At 53.1% G+C, this 19,776-nt stretch carries 15 protein-coding genes; 3 read left to right on the top strand and 12 right to left on the bottom strand.

Features of this window, described 5'->3' with window-relative positions; all coding sequences use genetic code 11:
* Positions 1 to 58: 58 nt before the first annotated feature.
* The 5 genes from guaA to ASG81_RS28850 all read right to left on the bottom strand — a co-directional run bounded on the left by guaA (position 59) and on the right by ASG81_RS28850 (position 9,464).
* Entirely contained in the window at positions 59 to 1,597 is a 1,539-nt protein-coding gene (gene guaA, locus ASG81_RS28870; RefSeq protein WP_056643066.1) for a glutamine-hydrolyzing GMP synthase, read from the bottom strand.
* A 725-nt stretch (positions 1,598 to 2,322) separates the two neighbouring features.
* Positions 2,323 to 5,574: a transglutaminase domain-containing protein gene (locus tag ASG81_RS33390; protein WP_056643063.1), complete on the bottom strand. Its 3,252-nt coding sequence runs from the start codon at positions 5,572 to 5,574 to the stop codon at positions 2,323 to 2,325.
* Positions 5,561 to 7,102: a DUF58 domain-containing protein gene (locus ASG81_RS28860; protein WP_056643060.1), complete on the bottom strand. Its 1,542-nt coding sequence runs from the start codon at positions 7,100 to 7,102 to the stop codon at positions 5,561 to 5,563. The genes ASG81_RS33390 and ASG81_RS28860 overlap by 14 nt, the downstream gene beginning before the upstream one ends.
* On the bottom strand, positions 7,060 to 8,079 hold the full coding sequence (locus tag ASG81_RS28855; protein ID WP_056643056.1) for an AAA family ATPase: 1,020 nt from the start codon (positions 8,077 to 8,079) through the stop codon (positions 7,060 to 7,062). The genes ASG81_RS28860 and ASG81_RS28855 overlap by 43 nt, the downstream gene beginning before the upstream one ends.
* An 89-nt stretch (positions 8,080 to 8,168) precedes the next feature.
* On the bottom strand, positions 8,169 to 9,464 hold the full coding sequence (locus ASG81_RS28850; protein WP_056643049.1) for a polysaccharide deacetylase family protein: 1,296 nt from the start codon (positions 9,462 to 9,464) through the stop codon (positions 8,169 to 8,171).
* 306 nt (positions 9,465 to 9,770) lie between these two features.
* Between ASG81_RS28850 and ASG81_RS28845 the strand changes: the two genes are divergently transcribed.
* Positions 9,771 to 10,898, top strand: coding sequence for a copper amine oxidase N-terminal domain-containing protein (locus ASG81_RS28845; RefSeq protein ID WP_056643046.1), 1,128 nt, complete (start codon positions 9,771 to 9,773; stop codon positions 10,896 to 10,898).
* Between the two features lie 91 nt (positions 10,899 to 10,989).
* Here the strand turns inward: ASG81_RS28845 and ASG81_RS28840 are convergent, their stop codons facing one another.
* The 7 genes from ASG81_RS28840 to ASG81_RS28810 form a co-directional block, all read right to left on the bottom strand.
* Positions 10,990 to 11,832 carry a MetQ/NlpA family ABC transporter substrate-binding protein gene (locus tag ASG81_RS28840; protein ID WP_056643043.1) on the bottom strand — a complete coding sequence of 281 codons (843 nt, stop codon included), beginning with the start codon at positions 11,830 to 11,832 and terminating at the stop codon, positions 10,990 to 10,992.
* A 54-nt stretch (positions 11,833 to 11,886) separates the two neighbouring features.
* On the bottom strand, positions 11,887 to 12,549 hold the full coding sequence (locus ASG81_RS28835) for a methionine ABC transporter permease (protein ID WP_200961643.1): 663 nt from the start codon (positions 12,547 to 12,549) through the stop codon (positions 11,887 to 11,889).
* Positions 12,546 to 13,547, bottom strand: coding sequence for a methionine ABC transporter ATP-binding protein (locus ASG81_RS28830; protein WP_056643036.1), 1,002 nt, complete (start codon positions 13,545 to 13,547; stop codon positions 12,546 to 12,548). Before ASG81_RS28830 ends, ASG81_RS28835 begins: the two co-directional genes overlap by 4 nt.
* 193 nt (positions 13,548 to 13,740) lie before the next feature.
* A complete protein-coding gene (gene bcp, locus ASG81_RS28825; RefSeq protein ID WP_056643034.1) occupies positions 13,741 to 14,226 on the bottom strand; it encodes a thioredoxin-dependent thiol peroxidase in 486 nt (161 codons plus the stop codon).
* 61 nt (positions 14,227 to 14,287) lie between these two features.
* Positions 14,288 to 15,079, bottom strand: a complete 792-nt coding sequence (locus ASG81_RS28820; RefSeq protein WP_056643030.1) for an ABC transporter permease — start codon at positions 15,077 to 15,079, stop codon at positions 14,288 to 14,290.
* 5 nt (positions 15,080 to 15,084) lie between these two features.
* Complete coding sequence (locus ASG81_RS28815; protein ID WP_056643028.1) at positions 15,085 to 15,879, bottom strand: ABC transporter permease; 795 nt, start codon at positions 15,877 to 15,879, stop codon at positions 15,085 to 15,087.
* Positions 15,876 to 16,901: an ABC transporter ATP-binding protein gene (locus ASG81_RS28810; protein ID WP_056643024.1), complete on the bottom strand. Its 1,026-nt coding sequence runs from the start codon at positions 16,899 to 16,901 to the stop codon at positions 15,876 to 15,878. The genes ASG81_RS28815 and ASG81_RS28810 overlap by 4 nt, the downstream gene beginning before the upstream one ends.
* Positions 16,902 to 17,274: 373 nt before the next feature.
* Here ASG81_RS28810 and ASG81_RS28805 point away from each other — a divergent pair, with 373 nt between their 5' ends.
* Positions 17,275 to 18,339, top strand: a complete 1,065-nt coding sequence (locus tag ASG81_RS28805; RefSeq protein ID WP_056643020.1) for an LCP family protein — start codon at positions 17,275 to 17,277, stop codon at positions 18,337 to 18,339.
* Positions 18,340 to 18,423: 84 nt separating this feature from the next.
* Positions 18,424 to 19,734: a glutamate-1-semialdehyde 2,1-aminomutase gene (locus ASG81_RS28800; protein ID WP_056643018.1), complete on the top strand. Its 1,311-nt coding sequence runs from the start codon at positions 18,424 to 18,426 to the stop codon at positions 19,732 to 19,734.
* Positions 19,735 to 19,776 lie beyond the last annotated feature (42 nt).

Here is a 19,776-nt window from a genome sequence, read left to right as displayed (position 1 = left end):
CCGTAAACCCTTATGTATCAAGGCTTCCGAGCGATTGATGGCATTAATTATTTCCAACCTATTCCCACTCGATTGTTGCAGGCGGCTTCGATGTAACGTCATAGACGATACGGTTAACGTTGTCTACTTCGTTTACGATGCGCACCGAAATTTTTTCAAGCACATCCCAAGGGATACGCGCCCAGTCCGCTGTCATACCGTCAATCGAGGTTACAGCGCGGATGCCGACTGTGTACGAATACGTACGGGCATCGCCCATAACGCCTACACTCTTCATATTCGGAAGTGCAGTGAAGTATTGCCAAATCTCACGGTCAAGACCGGCTTTTGCAATTTCATCACGAAGAATCGCATCGGATTCACGGACGATATGGAGCTTGTCCTCCGTCACTTCGCCAAGGACACGGATCGCAAGACCCGGACCCGGGAATGGCTGACGCCATACGATTGCTTCCGGAAGGCCGCATTCTTCGCCGACTTTCCGAACCTCATCCTTGAACAATGCTTTAAGAGGCTCAACGAGCTTGAACTTAATGTCTTCAGGCAAGCCGCCGACGTTATGGTGAGATTTGATCGTTTGCGCCGTAGCCGTACCGCTTTCAACGATATCCGTATAAAGGGTGCCTTGCGCCAAAAATTCAAAGTCATCCAATTTATCAGACTCTTCTTGGAACGAGTAGATAAATTCATTACCGATAATTTTACGTTTTTGCTCAGGATCCTCTACACCCTTCAGCTTGCTGAGGAAACGCTCTTGCGCATCGATTTTTAGAACCTTCATATCGAATTTACCGACGAATGTTTCCATAACGCCTTCAGCTTCGCCTTTGCGCAGCATGCCGTGGTCGATAAACATACAAGTAAGCTGATCGCCGATCGCTTTGTGTAGAAGAATCGCTACAACGGAAGAGTCTACGCCACCGGAAAGCGCACACAGCACCTTTTTGTCGCCAACTTCGTTACGGATGTCGCGAATCGTATCTTCAATAAACGATTCCATCGTCCAAGTGCCGTCGCAGTCGCAAATGTTGTAAAGGAAGTTGCGGATCATCTCGTTACCGAATTCAGAATGGCGAACCTCTGGGTGGAACTGAACCGCATAAAATTGGCGATCCGGATGGCTCATTGCCGCAACTGGAGCATGCACCGTGCTAGCGTCAACCCGGAAGCCTGCAGGCAGCTCAACAACGTGGTCGCCATGGCTCATCCAAACCGATTGAACCTTGTCCAGACCAAAGCCGATTTGTGTGCCTTCCACAAATTCAACCTCTGCTTTGCCGTACTCGCGTTTGCCCGCGCGCTCAACCTTGCCTTCGAGCTGGTGCGACATCAGCTGCATACCATAGCAAATACCGAAAATTGGAATGTTCAAATCGTAAATAGCCGGATCTACCATTGGTGAATTTTCTTCATAAACGCTAGCCGGTCCTCCCGAGAATACGATACCCTTCGGCTGTAATTCGCGGATCCGTTCTACCGACGTGTTGTAAGGCAGCAGCTCGCTGTATACGCCCAAATCACGAATACGGCGTGCAATTAGTTGATTGTATTGTCCTCCAAAATCGAGAACAACGATGATTTCATTTTGCTTAGTCATTACCGAGCCTCCCTCAAATTATGTAGTAATTATATATAAGGCGGTTTGAGCGAGTCAAGGCGAATCAGCGTGACAATTCGTAGGAGAAGGCGCAGAGGTCAATCCGAGAGGCGGTAAACCCGCGCAAACAGAGCTTTATGTTGAATGACAGGGCATGCAGCATGGACAAAAATAACGAGGCGCTTCACACAATTGGAGCTAGCGGGAAGCGCCTCGGGAGATGTGACGGGCTAAATAAAATATACTCTGACCGGTACGTCCGGCGCTATTTTACTGGTAAAGCTCCATATAAACCGGTACACGTTTACTGGAAATGCTCCATTTAACCGGTACCTTTAACAGGAAATGCTCCATTTAATCCGGTACCTGTTTACAGGGTGTGCTTAATCCAAACCAGCGCCTGTTTACTGGAAAAACTCCATCTAATTTGCTCACATACAGGTTCGTGCATGATTTATCAGGAACTACTCCCTCTAATTCAACGCATCTTCACGTAAAGTAGCAGCTTTCTCCAAATAACATGGAGAAATTCCCGCTAAATGAGGCGCTGAGCGTATGGAGGTAAAATTAACTGGAGCTATTCCTGATAATCATGCAGCTCGTTTGTTTGTTTTGGTTGCTGTACGCCTTCGGCTCAGATAAATCGCGCAAAATTATTGGTTCAACTTCGATAGCTTTGCGGACAGCGGCTGTTAGAATGTTCGACGCTTGCCCATAGGCTGTAGCTAGTTGGGAGCTTTGACAGCGGAAGGCCGCTTCGCTTTGTGAACCGGCTGCTTATCCAATACGCGCAGGACGGTTCGCAGCGCGGCTGGCGTCGGCGCGCCCGGCCACGGTCCCGGAGCAGCGAACTGCGCTTCCTCGATCCAGATCGTAAGCTGGCGGAGCGCATCCTGCTGCTCGGCCGCGAGCATCGGTCCGGCGGCGATTGCGTATTCTCGCGCTGTCTGCCCCTGCGCATACCCGCCGAACCGGCGATGCAGCAGCGGCTCAAGCGCCTTGGTGACAGCGATAAAGCTGATGCGCAGCCGCCCTTCTTCGCCGCGCGGCGCGGTGGTCTCGCCGCGGCCGCGTACTTTGGCGCGGCGCACGCGGGCATTTGTGTCCGTCACAGGTTCATGTGACGGATAGGGCGCGGCTGCGCTGGCATGAGCCGCGCCATAGCGGCGCAGCGCAAGCGCAAGGCGGAGCCGCTGGCGCTGCGCCCCAGCAATGGCCGCGGCCGCAAGCGCTAGCGCGGCCGCGCCTGCAGCTGCTGCAGCGGCGGGCGATGCCGCCGCTGCGCCTTTGGCGGCGCTCTGCGCCGCATTCGCGAGGGCGTCTGCCCCTCGCGCCACTGCAGAGGCGGCTTGCTCTGCCGCAGCCTCGATCGAAGCGGCGAGGCCCGCAAAGCCCGCCTCGCCAAGCCCAAAGGCTTCGCTGCCTACTCCGCTTGCCAAAGCTGCTCCCATTACGGGAGCAGCGAGCGCGCCGTCCGCAGTGCCGGCGGACGCGACATTCACGACGCCGCTAAATCCCGGCGTCGGGTCGAACGGCACCCAGCCTGCGCCCGGGAAATAAACCTCAACCCAGGCATGAGCATCGGAGCCTCTAACCTCATAGTCCACCATTTCCAAGCTGTCCGCGCTTAGCGCATCACTCTCTCCAGTATTCACCGCGCCTAGCGCACCTCTGCTCGAGTTCGCCCCATCAGAGCTTCCCGCTCCTAGCACATCACTCTCTCCAGTATTCACCGCGCCTTGCGCACCTCTGCTCGAGTTCGCCCCATCAGAGCTTCCCGCTCCTAGCGCATCACTCTCTCCAGTATTCACCGCGCCTTGCGCACCTCTGCTCGAGTTCGCCCCATTAGAGCTTCCCACTCCTAGCACATCACTCTCTCCAGTATTCACCGCGCCTAGCGCACCTCTGCTCGAGTTCGCCCCATCAGAGCTTCCCGCTCCTAGCGCATCACTCTCTCCAGCATCCACCGCGCTCATCACACCACTACCGCCTGTATTTTCCGCGCTCATAGCACCACTCCCTGCATTTTCAGCAGCTAGCGCACCACTGCTCAAACTCTCCCCACTATGCGTAGCGCTGCCCGAACTCCCGCCGCCAGAGCTTCCAGCTCCTAACGCGTCACCGCTTGTGCTCTCACCCGCCGGAGTGCCGGGTGTAAAGCCCTTCACCCATCTGGCCGGGATCCCCTGCGTGCGAAGCAGCACGACCATCGCCGTTGAGAAATGCACGCAGTAGCCTTTGCGCTGCTCGAAGAGAAAGTGATCGACGAAGTCACTGCCTGCCGGCGGCGTCGCACTGCCCTCAAGCGTATAGGTATAGCTCTCTTTCAAAAAATCCTCAATCGATTTAACTTGATCATAACGGCTCGTTACGCCGCCGCCAGCTACCTCTGCGGCTAATGCCGTTACTCGGCTGGGCAGCGTCTGGGGCAGCTGCAAATAAAGCTCTAGCTCCGCTTCCGTTTCGCTGGCAGAAGCCCCTGCTCTTGATTCTTCCGCACCGTCGCCTGAAACCCCTGCTCTTGATTCTTCCGCACCGTCACCTGAAGCCTCTGCTCCGGATGCATCCGCTCCAACGCCAGAAGCCAGCTCGCCTTTCGTATCGCTGCCCAAAGCGCGCAATTGCTTCTCATCCGTTACTGCAAGCACACTTTCCACCGTGTAGCGCTCCACCTTCGCCGTATCCGATTGAGCGTACAAGGAGCTCTGCTCGGCATTGTATACGTAGCTTCCCAGCGTACGGCGAGGATCAGCCGCAATAAGCTCAGTCACGTGACCGAACAAGCCGGATGTAAAGAGCGGCATCCCCGCTGTTGGCTTGGACCATACGACCATTTGCTGGATGACCGCTCCAAGCTGCTTGTTCCCTGCCGCCATAGCTGCTGCTGTCGAAGCCGCTGCATCTGAGCCGCGCACCGGCAGCAGCACCGAGCTGCTGCCTTGATCGCTCCAGCCGCGTCCATCGTACAGACGCTTAGATTCACCGCGCCAATAGGCTTTTACGGGGGAGCTCCCCGTAAATATGACGCTGTTATCCTTCCGTACCGGTGCACCCAGCTCGCTATCGTCAAAGCCATAGCCCGTGAACGCGCCGCCTAATTGATCGAAGCCGGTTTGTCCCATCACGGTGACCGATCCTTGCTGATGACCAAGCGAATTTACGGCTTGCTCTATGCGATCGTTGAAGGAGGCTGTCCAGCCCGCGGGCGGCATCGAAGCTTCACGCCCGCCCGCAAACAGCAAGCCGCAGCCAGTGATCATCAGCACGACAAAAGCCGAGCCCGCCAGCCAGCGCATATCGATCCCCTTCAGCTTGCCGGCACCTGTATCAATGATCCTTTGAACACGAGGAACGGAGACGACCGCGCCAAGCAGCAGCCCTTCTGCAACCGTCCGCAGCAAGCCGCCCATCACATCCATGCCGAGCCATACATGCAGCGTAATTAAATAAACGAGGGTTATACACGCGATGCCAAGCGCAGTCTGACGCAGCCATAGTAACGCCTGCAGAGCGGGAACAAGCATCGCCCAGCCGATAAACAGCAACAGCGTCCGAAGCTCTCCCGACATGGCCCACAGGCCATTTTCCGCAATCAGCGCAATATTCTCCTTCAACGTAGACGGAAGACCGAGAAGCCATTGCAGACTGCTTTTATTAGCGCCCTTGTAAAGCCACATGAGACTTAATACGCACAATAAAACGTTTATAGGCAGTGTAACCGCTAGCGGCATACGAAACAGCCCCGCCAGCATAACGAAGCCGATAACAAGAAGAAGCGGCTCCGGGTTATAAATAACCGACCATTCGCCGGCATTCACCCAAGGCAGCAGCCATTCCGCTAGTAAGCCAAACAGCAGCAAGCTCGTAATCAACCGGTAACCAAAAGATTCTTCGGCATCTGCGCCGCGCGTAAGCTTACCGCTCTCCTGCAGCCCTTTTCCCGTTCTCCCTGCAACGTCGCTTTTATGCAAGCTCATGCGCAGCGCCTCCTTCCTCTGCATAAGGCAGAGTGTCCATCCTTGAAGGAACATGAAGCCACGTCACTTTAACGCCGCCGCTCTCCAGCCACTTCTGCTGCTCGCGCATAGCGAAGGACGGTACGGTGCTGCGCGTAACGATGAATAGCTCCAGCCTGCAGCCCTGCTCTGCGGCATACCCGGCCAGCTCGCCCCAGCTCCGTCCGCCTCTCCAGTCGGCGGTGAACACGAGTATCGTGCCGCCGCGGATAAGCGGATTCGCTCCTTTAGCAAGGCAGCCTGCAAGCGAGCCTTTTCCATCTGCACGGAGAAATGCCATGGCATGCAGCATGGCGGATAAGCTCGTCTGCTTATCCCCGTCAAAAGGAGATTGCAAAGCCTCCTGAGCCTGTCCGAGAAGCAGCGTAACGGCACTGCCGAACGAGGCAGCCTGCGTAACCGCAAGCGCCGCCCAGCCGATGCAAGCATCGAACAGCCTATCATCCCTTTCGTATGCGGAAGCCAGCGTATCGACGGCTATGACCGTTTTAACGGGCTGCTCAAGTGTGTGGACCTTCGTCTGCAGGCTGCGTCCTTTAGCCGCGCTGCGCCAGTCCAGGTGACGCAGCGAATCCCCCTCGCGGTAAGGACGGCTCTCCGGGCCGTTCCCCGCAGCTCTCACCGCTGCTTCGATTTCCGCCCGTCCCGCATCTCCGCGATAATCCGAAGCTGCACCAGCCAGCAGCGAAGGCGCTGCATGAGCGGCGGATCCTCCCGCGCGTTCAGCGTTATATACAATGTCCTCCTGCGGAAGTCCCGGCAGCACAACAAACTCCGCCTTGCTCTCGATTCGCTTTTGAACAGCCGTTAAGCCGAGCCAGTCTCCTACCGTAACGGATACATGCCCGAAGGGATGCCTTCCGCGCCGCAATTTGTGCAGCGTATAGCGGAAGCTCATCTCTTTGCTAAGCAAAGGGGTGAATACCGTACGAACGCTTATTCCGCGATTTGCCGCCGAGCTTTCATTTATCGTCTCGTCGTGCACGGCTAACCAGACCAAAGGGACGGGCATGGAGCGTCTGAGCGTTAAGCGTATGGCATGCTGTCCACCCTCACGCGTCTCTTCCCCGGACAGCACCCGCACGGCGCTTAAGCCGGAAGCAGCCATTATAGGCGCTATTCCGCTAACGGCAATAATCATAGTAAGTACCGCCGTCATAAACCACTCAACCGCGCCGCCCCGCAGCAGCACAGCTGCCAGACAGCCTGCCCAGCCCGCCGCGATGACAGCCCATGCGAGCCATCTCGTGCGGTACGTCCCCGCAGGAGCCTCATAATCCGAGTCCGCTGGGTCGGCTTTTTTCACGTGCTCTGCAGCCCCTTGCCCCCCGGCATGCAAATCGCCGGTCCGCTGCTCTCTGCTTCGCGCCTCCTGTGAAGATATACTTTCGTTCTCATCAGACTCCGGTATTCCGGCTTGCAGTATCCCATCCTGAAAAGGCGCATTCATCGGCGTTTCCCGCTTCCCGCCGATGACGGCACACTGCATTCCCGAATCGTCCGCCTAATGACAGCAGCCGCATCGGCGCCTGTCGCGGCGGCATTATATCGGAGCGACAGACGATGCGGCAGCACGGCGTCAGCTGTCGCCAGTAAATCGTCAGGAACCGCATAGCCCCGGCCTTCCATGTAAGCATTAGCCTGCGATGCCCGCAGCCAATCGCGAAGTGCGCGCGGACTTAACCCCAGCATGACCTCTGGCGCGCGGCGGGTCTCGTCGGCTACCTGCACCATATATTCAAACAGCGAAGGATGCATATGCGTTTGCCGCGCCTCCGCCTGCATCTGCAGCCATTCCTCCGTAGCAATGACGGGCCGCAGGCGCTCCGGCTCTATCCGATTACCGCCCGCATATTGCTCAAGCATCCGTTTCTCTTCCGCTAAGCCCGGATAACCGATTGTCAGCCGCATCATAAAACGATCCAGCTGCGCTTCCGGCAGCGTGTTCGTTCCTTCAAAGCTGAGCGGGTTCTGCGTCGCGATCAGCATGAATGGAACCGGCAGCTTCCGGGTCTTGCCCTCTACCGTGACACGCCTCTCCTCCATCGCTTCGAGAAGCGCAGACTGCGTGCGCGGCGACGTCCTATTAATCTCGTCAGCCAGCACCACGTTGCCCATGATCGGACCAGGCCGATAGACAAGCTCGCTCGTGCGGGAATCTAGTACGACACCGCCTACGATATCTGCAGGCAGCATGTCGGACGTAAACTGAATTCTTTTAAAATCTCCGCCGACCGCTCTCGCGAACGCCTGCGCGAGCAGCGTCTTGCCAACGCCGGGCACATCCTCTAACAGCACATGTCCGCCCGCCAGCAGCGCAATTAACGTATTTCGAATAACCTGCTGCTTGCCTAGCAGCACGCTCTCTACCTTTACTAGCAACCGGTGCAGCAGCACTTGCGGCGCTTCCGGCCAATGGCTGTCCCGCTCCTCTTTCGCTTCTTCTGAAAATTGGGGAGAAATCATCGTATAAATCGCCTCCTGAAAAATAAATCTATCTATTTTTCAGTGTCCCCAGCTTCCTCTCTCTTTAGACCTGCTAGAAGCCCTTTCCGTTACCCCGTTACCCAAATTTCACGCTGCTTATCGTTATAGACATAGCTTGTAATTTCGATTCCGAATTTTTGCAGCGTCGCACGTACCGGAGCAACGGCAGGCTCCGCCTTCCCATCAGTTGCTTTGCCGGCCGGACTCGGCCTCGGCAGCACCCGGCCTCCGCTCGCATAAGCAACACTTGCACCATCGTTCAGATCAGCTTCCGGCTTGCCCTCTACCCACTCGGTCAGTTTCAGCAGCGGCACCTTAATGGAGCCGTTGCTTAATTCATACTCGCCCTCTCCAAACACCAAACTTTCCTGTCCGCGGTGCAAAATAAGGTCTGGCATGTCTTTTTTCGTTTGCGCGGGCTGAACGCTCCGGCCCAGCTTCTCCGAGAATTGGACCAGCTTTAGCTTCTCCGGCCGCGATACCTGTGCCCTGCTCCACTTCAGCTTTTTGGCGACCTTGAATTGAACAGGCTTTACCTGATCGGTTATGGGAGCAAAAGCGTAGCCTTTGCTCTTGTAATATTTAATGACTGCCGGCAAAACCTTAACCGACTCCGCATGCCCTGCGCTGTCATGAAGCAGCACAACCAGCTTATCCGCAAGCTTAGAGCCTTTAACTGTCGTCAAAATCTCAGAGGCAGGCACGCCTTTCCGCTTCGAATCCCCGCTGTCCACATTCCAGTCAAACACCTGATAGCCTGCTGCGGCCATCGCATCAAAGTAGCTCTGGTCAAAGTTGCTGTAGGTGCCGCCAGGCGCCCGGAACAGCGTCGTTCTAACGCCGGTCGTGCGGAAAATAGCATCGTCGGTTTTCATCACCTGCGCAGAAAAATCGGCAAAGCTGCCGTATAAAATCTCATATTTATGATCAAACGTATGATTGCCGATCGAATGGCCTTCCGCAATGATACGCTTGGCGATTTCCGGCTTCTTCAGCACATGCTCCCCGAGCACAAAAAATGTCGCCAAAATCCCTTCCTGCTTTAAAATATTAAGCACCAGCTCCGTATTTTCACTCGGACCGTCATCGAACGTTAAATACAACAGCTTCTGCTTCGTCTCCGGCGGTGCTGCGGCAGCCTTAACAGGCTTGTCAAGCTTCAGCCGTTTTCCGGGTTCATAGGATGCCTGCTCAGCCGGAACCGGCTTGGTTTCATAATAAGCAGCGGATGCCGCTGCCCCGCTCGCCTGCACGATCTCTTGCTCTCCCGCAGCTCCGCCTTCGTACACAGCAAAGCCGCCAAACTCAAACAAGCCAAACCATACAACCATCGCACAAATCGCCGCCTGCAACATTCGCCGCATCCACTCTTCCACCCTTCTCTATCTTTGAATAGAAAATCTCGTTCAATCTGATAGAATATATGAGCGTCTTCTCTAGTAAATGACTGGGCCAATCTTTCGTATAGCAAAAAAAGCCAATCATAGCCGCTGCTTATCATGATTGACTTCAGTCTTATTTGTCTTGTCCCCGGATCAATTCTACTTACTATATTCAAGGTCCCCAACCAATTCCCTTCCGTAAAAAACGCACTGCAACATTTATTGAAATGATTGCGTTTATGTTTCATGCTAATACCAATTAATTGAAGATAAGGTAGGTGATTGAGAATGAAAATAAGATGGAGCATCACGGTCATTATTCTCGCATTGACGCTTATACTGCCGACTACAGCCGGTGCAGCCGCACATGCAAACTATCGGTTCAACTGGGATGGAGGCGGGAGCTTAGGCGGCAGCGCACTCGTAAAGAATGGAGTCTCATTCGTACCTATGACGCCTGTGAAAGATCAGGCGCAGCTTGATATGAAATGGGATACTGCCGGCAATCGCGCTCAATTCGACGGCTGGGAAAAATCGTTTGCTATTCGGGTGGGCAGCCTAACCGGCATGCTGGACGGAAAAATCGTTAAGCTCGAAGGCGCTCCGTTTATTTTCGAAAAAGAGCTTTACCTGCCTGCACGCTTCGTTGTACATGCGCTTAACGGAGGAACCATTGCATGGGATGCCCGCAGTCGTACCGTAAAGGCAGGGCATCTGCAAACGTTTAAAACATACACTTATGTCCATGATGGACTTCATTATTCCATTGAGCCAAAGAGCGGTACGCTCTATGTAACTGACGGAAAAGACGCCTGGCGCGAGCTGGCAAAGCTCGGAACCCCCATATACGATTACTTGTCATTCAGCTTTCAAAAAACTCCCCGTGGATTACTGATCCTTAACCTGCACGATAATTACGGTGAGCCGCATATCAATAACCAGTTATTCACGTTAATTATTAAAGACGGTAAGGTCATTGCGCAATCCAGCGTGTACTATTGGAAGAGATTCGAGCAAAATGTTACACAGGCAGACGGCCAGCTCATATTGAACGATGGTCATACTCTGCGGCTTATCGAGGACGGCACGGGGGAAGTGACAGAAACGCTGGATCTCCTGAAGCTTGGCGGAGAAGAAGATCTTTATTTCATCGAATATATCGACAAGGATGTGCTTCTCATACGTCCGGGCCAAAAGGGGCTGCTCATGCTTGTAGACAGGGAAACCGGAAGGCGCACTATGCTGTACAAGGAACTGTTAGATGCGAAGCATCAGGAGTATGCGGAGTTTAACGATACCCCTTACCACGGTGATTTTCTGAAGCTCGTCAAACGGGAAGGGGATATTTTGTATTTCAAAAATGAATATCCATACGATAAGGATAACAACATTTACAGCCTTACAATTTCCGAATAAGGATACGGATATTAGTTGCGACTGGTTATGCAAAATAAAAAATGAAGCGCCCCCAGCCGAGACGGCGGGGGCGCTTCTATTCTGCCGGCGCTTAAAATGCAGCTACGATTGCGCCTTTATACGTATCCTCAATAAATTTCTTTACTTCGGGCGAACGAAGCGCCGCCGCAAGCTTTTGCATCGCTTCGGAGTCTTTGTTATCCGGACGAGCCACAAGAATGTTCACATATGGCGAGTCGCTGCCTTCGATAAACAGCGCGTCTTTCGTTGGTACAAGATCGGCTTCAAGGGCATAGTTCGTATTGATAAGCGCAAGATCTACCTCGCCCAAGACGCGCGGCAGTGTCGCCGCTTCCACTTCCCTGATATCGAGCTTTTTCGGGTTTTCGGTAATATCCGCAACAGTGCCGTTAACGCCAACGCCGTCCTTCAGCGTCAGCAGGCCATTCTCTGCCATAAGCGCCAGCGCGCGTCCGCCATTTGACGGATCGTTCGGAATAACGACTTTCGCTCCTTCCTTCAGCTCATCGATCTTTGTGATTTTTTTTGAGTAAGCGCCGAAGGGCTCGATGTGAATGCCTGCCGCGCTTACAAGATCATAGCCCTTATCCTTGTTGAATTGCTCTAGGTAAGGCATATGCTGAAAGAAATTGGCATCGATCTGTTTTTCATACAGCTGCGTGTTCGGTTGGACATAGTCGTTGAACTCAATGATTTCCAGGTTCACGCCCTGCTCCTTCAGCATCGGCTTAACGACTTCCAGCAGCTTCGCATGCGGCACCGGAGACGCTCCTACCTTGAGCGTAACCTCTCCGGACGTTTCTGTTCCTGCTTCTGCGCCGTTCGTGCTGCCTTCATTATTTTTATCTTGTCCGCAAGCCGCTAACGCGAACATTAGCATCATAGCTACGATCATATAGCTTGTCTTTTTCATGTTTATTCCTCCATCATTGTCATTTCACTTTGAGTTGCACTGCCTTCTAATCACTTATTTTCTGCTGTAACGTCGTACTAACGAATCGCCGATCGTTTGCAGCACCTGAACGAGCACGATGAGCAGGGCTACAGTAACGAGCATTACATCGGTTTGAAACCGCTGATAGCCGTAGCGCAGCGCCAAGTCACCAAGCCCGCCGCCGCCGATGACGCCTGACATAGCCGTATAGGAGACGAGCGTAACCGCCGTTATCGTCACTGCGGCCAGCAGGCTTGGGCTCGATTCCCGAAGCAGCACGCGCCGAACGATATCCCATTTCGATGCGCCCATCGCCTGAGCCGCTTCAATGACGCCGCGGTCCACCTCGCGCAGCGACGTTTCCACAAGCCTTGCGAAGAAGGGCGTCGCCGCAACGACGAGCGGCGGAATCGAGCCTTCCACGCCAAGCGTCGTTCCCGTAATAAGCTTGGTGAGCGGCATGATCATAATCATGAGAATGACGAACGGAACCGAGCGAAGCACGTTCACGATTAAAGACAGCAAGCCGTAAACAACCGGCTGATGCAGCAGCTGCCTGCGGGAAGTTAGAAACAGGATAATGCCGATAATCAATCCGAAAATAATCGTAAACACCAGCGAAGCCGCCATCATATAGAGCGTATCCTTCGTCGCATCCCATATTTCCGGTAAACGTACGTTTTCGAAGCTCATCATATTGCCTCCACCTCCAGCCCTTCCTTACGCAGTACGGCAATGACCCGCTCAATCTCCGCATCGCTGCCGATCAGCTCCACGATAAGCTGGCCGTAAGGTGTTTGCTTCATTCGCGATACCGTTCCTTGCAAAATCGCAAACTGCACCGACGTCGGCTTGACCGCATTATAAAGAATCGGCTCATACGTCAAATCGCCGATATAGGACATACGCAAAAGACGCCCTGCGCGCTCGCGCAGCAGCTGGCCAATCCCGCCGCCGTCCGCCACTTGATCGACAAAGTCACGGGTTACGGGATGCTCGGGCTTCAGAAAGACGTGAAGCACATCGCCCATCTCGACGATTTCGCCCTGATCCACGACGGCCACGCGGTCGCAAATCGAACGAATGACGTTCATTTCATGCGTAATGAGCAATATCGTAATGCCGAGCTTCTCATTAATGTCGAGCAATAACGATAATATCGAATTCGTCGTTTGCGGATCCAGCGCCGACGTCGCCTCATCGCACAGCAGCACGTCCGGATTGTTGGCTAGCGCCCTGGCAATGCCGACGCGCTGCTTCTGACCGCCAGACAGCTGTGCCGGATATTTATCCGCATGCTCCTCGAGCTGAACGAGCTTTAGAAGCTCATCCACACGCTTATTCAATTCAGTCTTTGAAAGCTTTGCCAGCGCAAGCGGAAAAGCGATATTATCCCTAACCGTAGACATCGACAGCAGGTTAAAATGCTGAAAAATCATCCCAATGCGCCGCCGCTGCGTCTGCAGCTGTCTCCCGGACAGGCCGGTCAGCTCTACGCCGCCTACGGTCACCGTACCCGACGTCGGCTTTTCAAGCAAATTGACGCAGCGCAGCAGCGTGCTTTTTCCCGCACCGGAATGACCGATGATGCCGAATATTTCACCCTTCTGAACCGTCAAATTAACGTCCCGGACCGCTTCGACCGAAACCGCCCCTACCCGGTAAGATTTTCTGATGTTATTTAGCCTGATCAGTTGTATAACCCCCTATCGGACAAGCAAAACCATATTGTATAAATGTGTCAGCATCCCGTCAATAGATAATTATTCCCATATTTTAAAAAGCCGTCATTTTTATACGAATTGAGGATCATGAGCGAGCATCCCCGCTCCCGCATCATTCAAGCCGATAAAGATGGGATTCGTTCCTTCACCCTATATCATCGTTCTAACGGGCAGCTGCGGGCTGCAATTGCTGCACCGCTTCAAGCACCTGCTGCGTATGCCCCTTCACCCTCACCTTGCGCCACTCCTGCACCAGCTTGCCTTCGACATCAATCAGAAACGTCGACCGGACAAGCCCCATATACTCCCTGCCGTATAGCTTCTTTAACTGCCACACCCCGTACAGCTCGCACACAACGTGCTCTGTATCGGCTAATAACAGAAAGGGCAGCTCCTTCTTCTCAATAAAACGCTGATGCGACTTTACCGTGTCGATGCTGATGCCCAAAATAACCGTATGATGCTTTAGCATTTCCGCATTCGCATCGCGAAAGTCACACGATTCCTGCGTGCAGGCCGTCGTCATATCCTTTGGATAAAAATAAAGAACGACATTTCGCCCGCGGTACTCGCTGAGTGAAACATTTTCTCCGTTTGACGCCGGCAATACGAAATCCGGCGCCAAGTCTCCAACTCTAAGCTGTGTCATCTAACTTCCTCCGTAAACAGTTCATAATCGCGGCTCACATCATACTTTCATAGCGGGTATGCTATGAGCCCGCTCCACGGTATCGCTTAACCCCGTGGTTCCAAAGCAACAGCCCTAGTGAGAATACGAGCAATCCCATGACTGGCGTCAGAAGCGCCAGCTGAGACAGGTCATCCGTCTTCTTTTCGAGGAAATAAGAGGCTGGAATGACGCCAACGAAAGCAAATGGCAGCAGCCATGTCAGCACGAACCGAATCATTTTGTTATAAATGTTAATCGGATAGCGCCCATAGTTTTGAATATTATACATAAGCGGCACGATGCCGGTCGGCGCGTCGGAATAAAAGGAAATGGCGCTGAGCGCCGTATACAGACCCGCGTAAATCAGCACCGCGCCCAGTACGAGCAATAGAAGCATAAGTACGTCAAGCACCTGGAACGGCAGATCGAGCTGCGTCCAGCAGAGCGCCATAATGATTGCGCCGACGAAGGAGCCGATCAGTGACGGCGGATCTACATTTTCGAGCAGCACCTGAAACAAGCTGTGAGCCGGCCGCGTAAGCACGCGGTCCATCTCGCCTTTAACAATATAACGCTCGCTGAAATTCCAAATGCTGAATAAGGTGCTGAACACGCCATACGGAATCATGAAGAAGCCATAAACGAACACAACCTCGGCCTCCGACCAGCCGCCAAGCGATGGCGTATGCTGAAACACGATCAATATGAAGATCAGGTTCATCCCCTGGAACAATAAATCCGATAGCACTTCGATCCAGAAGTCAGCCCGGTAGGTAAGCCTGGTTTTCGCGTAGTTTTTAATGTATTCCCAGAACAATGTTGCATATCTCATTTCTATTAACCCCCCTGCACGAACAGCCGCTTACGGGCGGCACGCCATGTCAGCCAGATCGGCACCAGCAGCCCCGCGAACCATAACACTTGAATGCCGAACACATGCAGCACTTCGCTGCCCGGCGTCCGCCCCGTGAATACGGAGCTTGGCAAATAAGTGATCGCTTGGAACGGCAGCCAGTGCATAATAGCGGACAGCCAGCCCGGGAAGAAGGCGATCGGCACGACCACGCCTGAGAACAAGTCGACCATCACCCGCTTCATTCGCATCATGCCTTCGTTGTTTTCGACAAAAAAAGCGAACAAGCCGGTCAAAATATTAATTTGCGAATTGATAAGAAAGCTAAAGAACAGCATGACTAAATAAATAAGCCAAGTCACCGGATTTGTCGGAAGCGTGACCGGGAAAATGAGACAAACGATAATCATCCCCGGCACCATGAACAACAGCATCCGGAAAAGACCTTCGCCGAAGCCCTGCATCATTTTTACGAATAAATAGGAATAGGGTCTAATCAGCTGAACGGATACGCTGCCGTCCCGAATTTCATTCGCGATCTCGCGATCGAGGTTGTTAAAGTAAAAGGCACGCGCCATCCACGATACCGCAACATATGTCGTCATTTGGGTCACGGTAAAACCGGCGAGCGTTTCCTTGTCGCCGTAAATCGCCTGCCACAGAAAGTAGTAAGCGCCAATGTTAATGGCGTAAATAATAATACCGCTATAATAGTTAACGCGGTAGGCAAGCATCATAATAAACCGGATTCGAATAAAATCGATGTAAGCGCTCATCATGACTTAGCCGTCTCCTTCGTAGCAACCGCAGAGCCTGATGAATAAATGCTGCGAACGATATCGTCCGTGTTCGTTTCAATAATTTTGATATCGCGTATTTCAACGCCGCCCACCACGCAAGACAGCGCATCTGAGACATTAACGGCATGCGGCAGCCACATTTTCGCTGTCATTTCACTTTCCATCGTCCATGTTACAGCAAGCGACTCGGTCAGCTGCTGCAGCTTTGCAAGCGCCGTATGTCCCGCGAATTGGAACTGGATCTCACGACCCTTGCTCCACCTGTTTTTCAGCTCGTCGAGGCCTCCGTCATAAATGATGCGTCCGTCGTCGAGCATAATGACGCGCGAACAAAGCGCTTCGATATCTTGAAGATCATGCGTTGTCAGCAAAATCGTCGTTCCCTGCTCCCTGTTCATTTGCATAAGAAAGTCGCGAATTTCTGTCTTCACGACAATGTCGAGTCCGATTGTCGGCTCATCGAGAAAAAGGATCGACGGGTTATGGAGCAGCGAGGCAACAAGCTCACAGCGCATCCGCTGCCCAAGGCTCAGCTTGCGCACAGGCCGGTTAAGCAAATCGCCAAGCTGAAGCCGTTCGACTAGATCGTTCAGCCTTTTGCGGAAATCCGCCTCCGATACGCGGTATACTTTGCGCAGCAGCTGGAACGATTCGATAACGCCGATATCCCACCATAGCTGGGAGCGCTGTCCGAATACGACTCCTATGCCGTTTACGAACTTCTCGCGATCCTTAAAAGGCACGTACCCGTTTACCTTAAGCTCGCCTGACATAGGCACCAAAATGCCCGTCAGCATTTTTATCGTTGTCGACTTCCCGGCCCCGTTCTCTCCGATATAGCCGCATATTTCTCCCTCCGGAATTTGAAAGGAAATATCTTTGACGGCCACAACCTCATTGTACTCGCGTCTAAACAAGTCCTTGAGAGCGCCGGATAAGCCTTCACGGTTTTTCTGAACGCTGAATTGCTTGCGTAAATCCTTTACATCAATAGCTGGCATCTGGTTTTTATAGCTCCTCTCACTTCGACATTTCCTAGGAAATAGCGATCTTTTATTGCCTAAAACGATAAAACTTGCTTCTGCATGTCGTTCAGCTTTATAATTTTATGATATGTAATCATACATTAGTTCAAGCCTAGCGTAAACGGCTGGCTCTGCCGATGGCACCGCGGCTTTCGTTTGCTGATGAAATATAAGCTATGATAAAGCTCATCCTTATACGTTCTTATATTTCTAGCGTAAACAGCTCCGCTAACTTTTTTCTTTGAAGCGGACCATTCACTATGCCATCGTTGCTCATGCTTACATTTGAAATGTATCCTATCTGGTACAAAAAGATCCGGCAGCAACTGAAAGGAGCACGACTAACGAAATGCGTAAACAAACGAATAAGAAAAAAAGATGGAAATGGTTATTTGTCAGCCTCTCTGTAATTGTTGGCGCAACAGCAGCGTTTGTCATTTTCTGGAGCGTTGGCATATACAATGCACTGGACAACTTCAGCGACACGGGAGATTCTAAGACGCCCACCGAGGGCACAGAAGCAGCGCCTGTAGCTATTCCGGAATGGGAAGGCACGGAGCGCGTTAATATTTTGCTGCTTGGCGGCGATGCCCGTGGTGTTGATGAGGGGCAGGTTGCCCGTTCAGACTCCATATTGGTCGCCTCCTTCGATCCCGTTACAAAAAAAGCGCATTTATTCTCCGTTCTGCGGGATACGTACGTTAATATAGAAGGACATGGCAGAGGCCGTATTAATACGGCGCTTACACAGGGTGATTTTCCGCTAGCGATGAAAACAGTCGGCGATCTTCTTGGTCTTGACATCCAATATTATGTTTATACCGACTTCGAAGGCTTTAAAGCGATGATCGATACAATTGGCGGCATTTATTTCGACGTCGAGAAAGATATGGATTATGTAGATAACGCAGACGATAACCGCTATGATATTCATCTCAAAAAAGGCTATCAGCTGCTGGACGGCGACAAGGCGCTTCAATACGTCCGCTTCCGCCATGATGCCATGAGCGATTTCACGCGTACCGAGCGTCAGAGAAACTTCCTGCAGGCTGTGTCGAAAGAGCTGCAGTCCACTTGGAACATTATCCGCATGAAGAAAATTCTCGACAGCGTAGAACCTTATGTGAAAATGAATTTAAGCGTTACTGATATGCTGAAGCTCGGACAGCTTGGCGTCAAAAGCCATGTAGCCAGCACGACGCAAATCCCGCCGATGGAACTCATCGCGGAAGAGCGCGTCGGCGGCGCATCCGTCATTGGAATAAGCGACTATGACGAGCTGCGCTCCTACGTGCAAATGACGCTGCAGCAGGATGATTCTGTGCCTGAACCTGCCGAATCTGCTGTACCGGAAGACGGCGCAGCAAATAACGGCGAAACGGGCAATGCAGCTGCCGGCAATAATCAGCAGTAACTTAAATACACGCAACGGAGCTTTGATGTTGCGTGTATTTTGCTGCTAACTTACTACTACCATTCCTGTTGGAGGCCTCATTCCATGACGATACAACGACCAAATTCCGAACTGCTTTATAAAGAAGCGCTGCAGCATATTGTCGGCGGCGTGAACAGTCCCTCCCGTTCCTACAAAGCGGTTGGCGGCGGTGCTCCGGTGTTCATGAAACGCGGCGAAGGCGCTTATTTCTGGGATGTCGACGATAACCGTTACATCGACTATTTAGCCGCTTACGGCCCGATTATAACCGGACATGCCCACCCGCATATTACGGAAGCTATCGTACGCGCCGCACAAAACGGTACGCTGTACGGCACGCCTACGGAGCTTGAAATTAAGCTCGCCCGCATGCTGAAAGAAGCCATTCCATCGCTCGATAAGGTAAGGTTCGTCAACTCCGGCACAGAGGCAGTTATGACGACCATCCGTGTTGCGCGCGCCTATACAAAGAAAACCAAAATCATCAAATTCGCGGGCTGCTATCACGGCCATTCCGATCTTGTACTCGTCGCGGCAGGCTCCGGTCCATCTACGCTTGGCATTCCAGACAGCGCCGGCGTACCATCCAGCATCGCGAGCGAGGTCATTACGGTTCCGTTTAATGATCTGCCAGCATTGAAGGCCGCCTTGGAGCGCTGGGGTGACGAGACGGCCGCTGTCATGGTAGAGCCGATAGTCGGCAACTTCGGCATGGTGCTGCCGCACGAAGGCTTCCTGGAAGGGCTCTGCAAGCTCACTCGCGATGCAGGCGCACTTGTTATTTATGACGAGGTGATCAGTTCGTTCCGCTTCCACTACGGCGCGGCGCAGACGTATGCCGCTTTCCCTGATCATCAGGCGATCGAGCCGGATCTGACCGCGCTGGGCAAAATCATCGGCGGCGGACTTCCCATCGGCGCTTACGGCGGGCGCCGGCAAATAATGGAGCAGGTCGCACCGCTCGGCCCCGCGTATCAAGCGGGTACGATGGCCGGCAACCCTGCCTCCGTCTCAGCGGGCATCGCCTGCTTGGAGCTGCTGCAGGAGCCGGTTATTTACGACAGAATGAACGCACTTGCTGCTAAGCTTGGGGCAGGCTTACATGCTGCTGCGAAGCAAAACGGCATTCCGCTTACAATCAATCAGATCCGCGGCTCATTCTCGGCACATTTCTGCGATCACAAAGTGACGAACTATGATGAAGCGCAGGACACGGACGGCGAGCTGTTCGGCAGGTTTTTTAAAGCTATGCTGGATCAGGGCATCAATCTTGCTCCTTCCAAATACGAAGCTTGGTTCTTAACAACGGCACATACCGAAGCCGACATTGACGAAACGATTAATGCGATTAACCATGCCTTCGCCAATTTATAATTAATGGTCTAAAGGTGTCCCAGCAGCTGTAACGCTTCTGGG

Origin of the sequence: Paenibacillus sp. Soil522, assembly GCF_001428245.1 — a bacterium.
Taxonomy (GTDB): Bacteria; Bacillota; Bacilli; order Paenibacillales; family Paenibacillaceae; genus Pristimantibacillus.
Note: the sequence above shows the minus strand (reverse complement) of the source record. Positions and strands in the feature narration are given on the sequence as shown.

What these genes read in the sequence shown, in the direction of transcription:
- guaA (WP_056643066.1), bottom strand. Translation starts at nt 1,597, where the DNA reads ATGACTAAGCAAAATGAAATCATCGTTGTTCTCGATTTTGGAGGACAA.
- ASG81_RS33390 (WP_056643063.1), bottom strand. Translation starts at nt 5,574, where the DNA reads ATGAGCTTGCATAAAAGCGACGTTGCAGGGAGAACGGGAAAAGGGCTG.
- ASG81_RS28860 (WP_056643060.1), bottom strand. Translation starts at nt 7,102, where the DNA reads ATGCAGTGTGCCGTCATCGGCGGGAAGCGGGAAACGCCGATGAATGCG.
- ASG81_RS28855 (WP_056643056.1), bottom strand. Translation starts at nt 8,079, where the DNA reads ATGATTTCTCCCCAATTTTCAGAAGAAGCGAAAGAGGAGCGGGACAGC.
- ASG81_RS28850 (WP_056643049.1), bottom strand. Translation starts at nt 9,464, where the DNA reads ATGCGGCGAATGTTGCAGGCGGCGATTTGTGCGATGGTTGTATGGTTT.
- ASG81_RS28845 (WP_056643046.1), top strand. Translation starts at nt 9,771, where the DNA reads ATGAAAATAAGATGGAGCATCACGGTCATTATTCTCGCATTGACGCTT.
- ASG81_RS28840 (WP_056643043.1), bottom strand. Translation starts at nt 11,832, where the DNA reads ATGAAAAAGACAAGCTATATGATCGTAGCTATGATGCTAATGTTCGCG.
- ASG81_RS28835 (WP_200961643.1), bottom strand. Translation starts at nt 12,549, where the DNA reads ATGATGAGCTTCGAAAACGTACGTTTACCGGAAATATGGGATGCGACG.
- bcp (WP_056643034.1), bottom strand. Translation starts at nt 14,226, where the DNA reads ATGACACAGCTTAGAGTTGGAGACTTGGCGCCGGATTTCGTATTGCCG.
- ASG81_RS28820 (WP_056643030.1), bottom strand. Translation starts at nt 15,079, where the DNA reads ATGAGATATGCAACATTGTTCTGGGAATACATTAAAAACTACGCGAAA.
- ASG81_RS28815 (WP_056643028.1), bottom strand. Translation starts at nt 15,879, where the DNA reads ATGATGAGCGCTTACATCGATTTTATTCGAATCCGGTTTATTATGATG.
- ASG81_RS28810 (WP_056643024.1), bottom strand. Translation starts at nt 16,901, where the DNA reads ATGCCAGCTATTGATGTAAAGGATTTACGCAAGCAATTCAGCGTTCAG.
- ASG81_RS28805 (WP_056643020.1), top strand. Translation starts at nt 17,275, where the DNA reads ATGCGTAAACAAACGAATAAGAAAAAAAGATGGAAATGGTTATTTGTC.
- ASG81_RS28800 (WP_056643018.1), top strand. Translation starts at nt 18,424, where the DNA reads ATGACGATACAACGACCAAATTCCGAACTGCTTTATAAAGAAGCGCTG.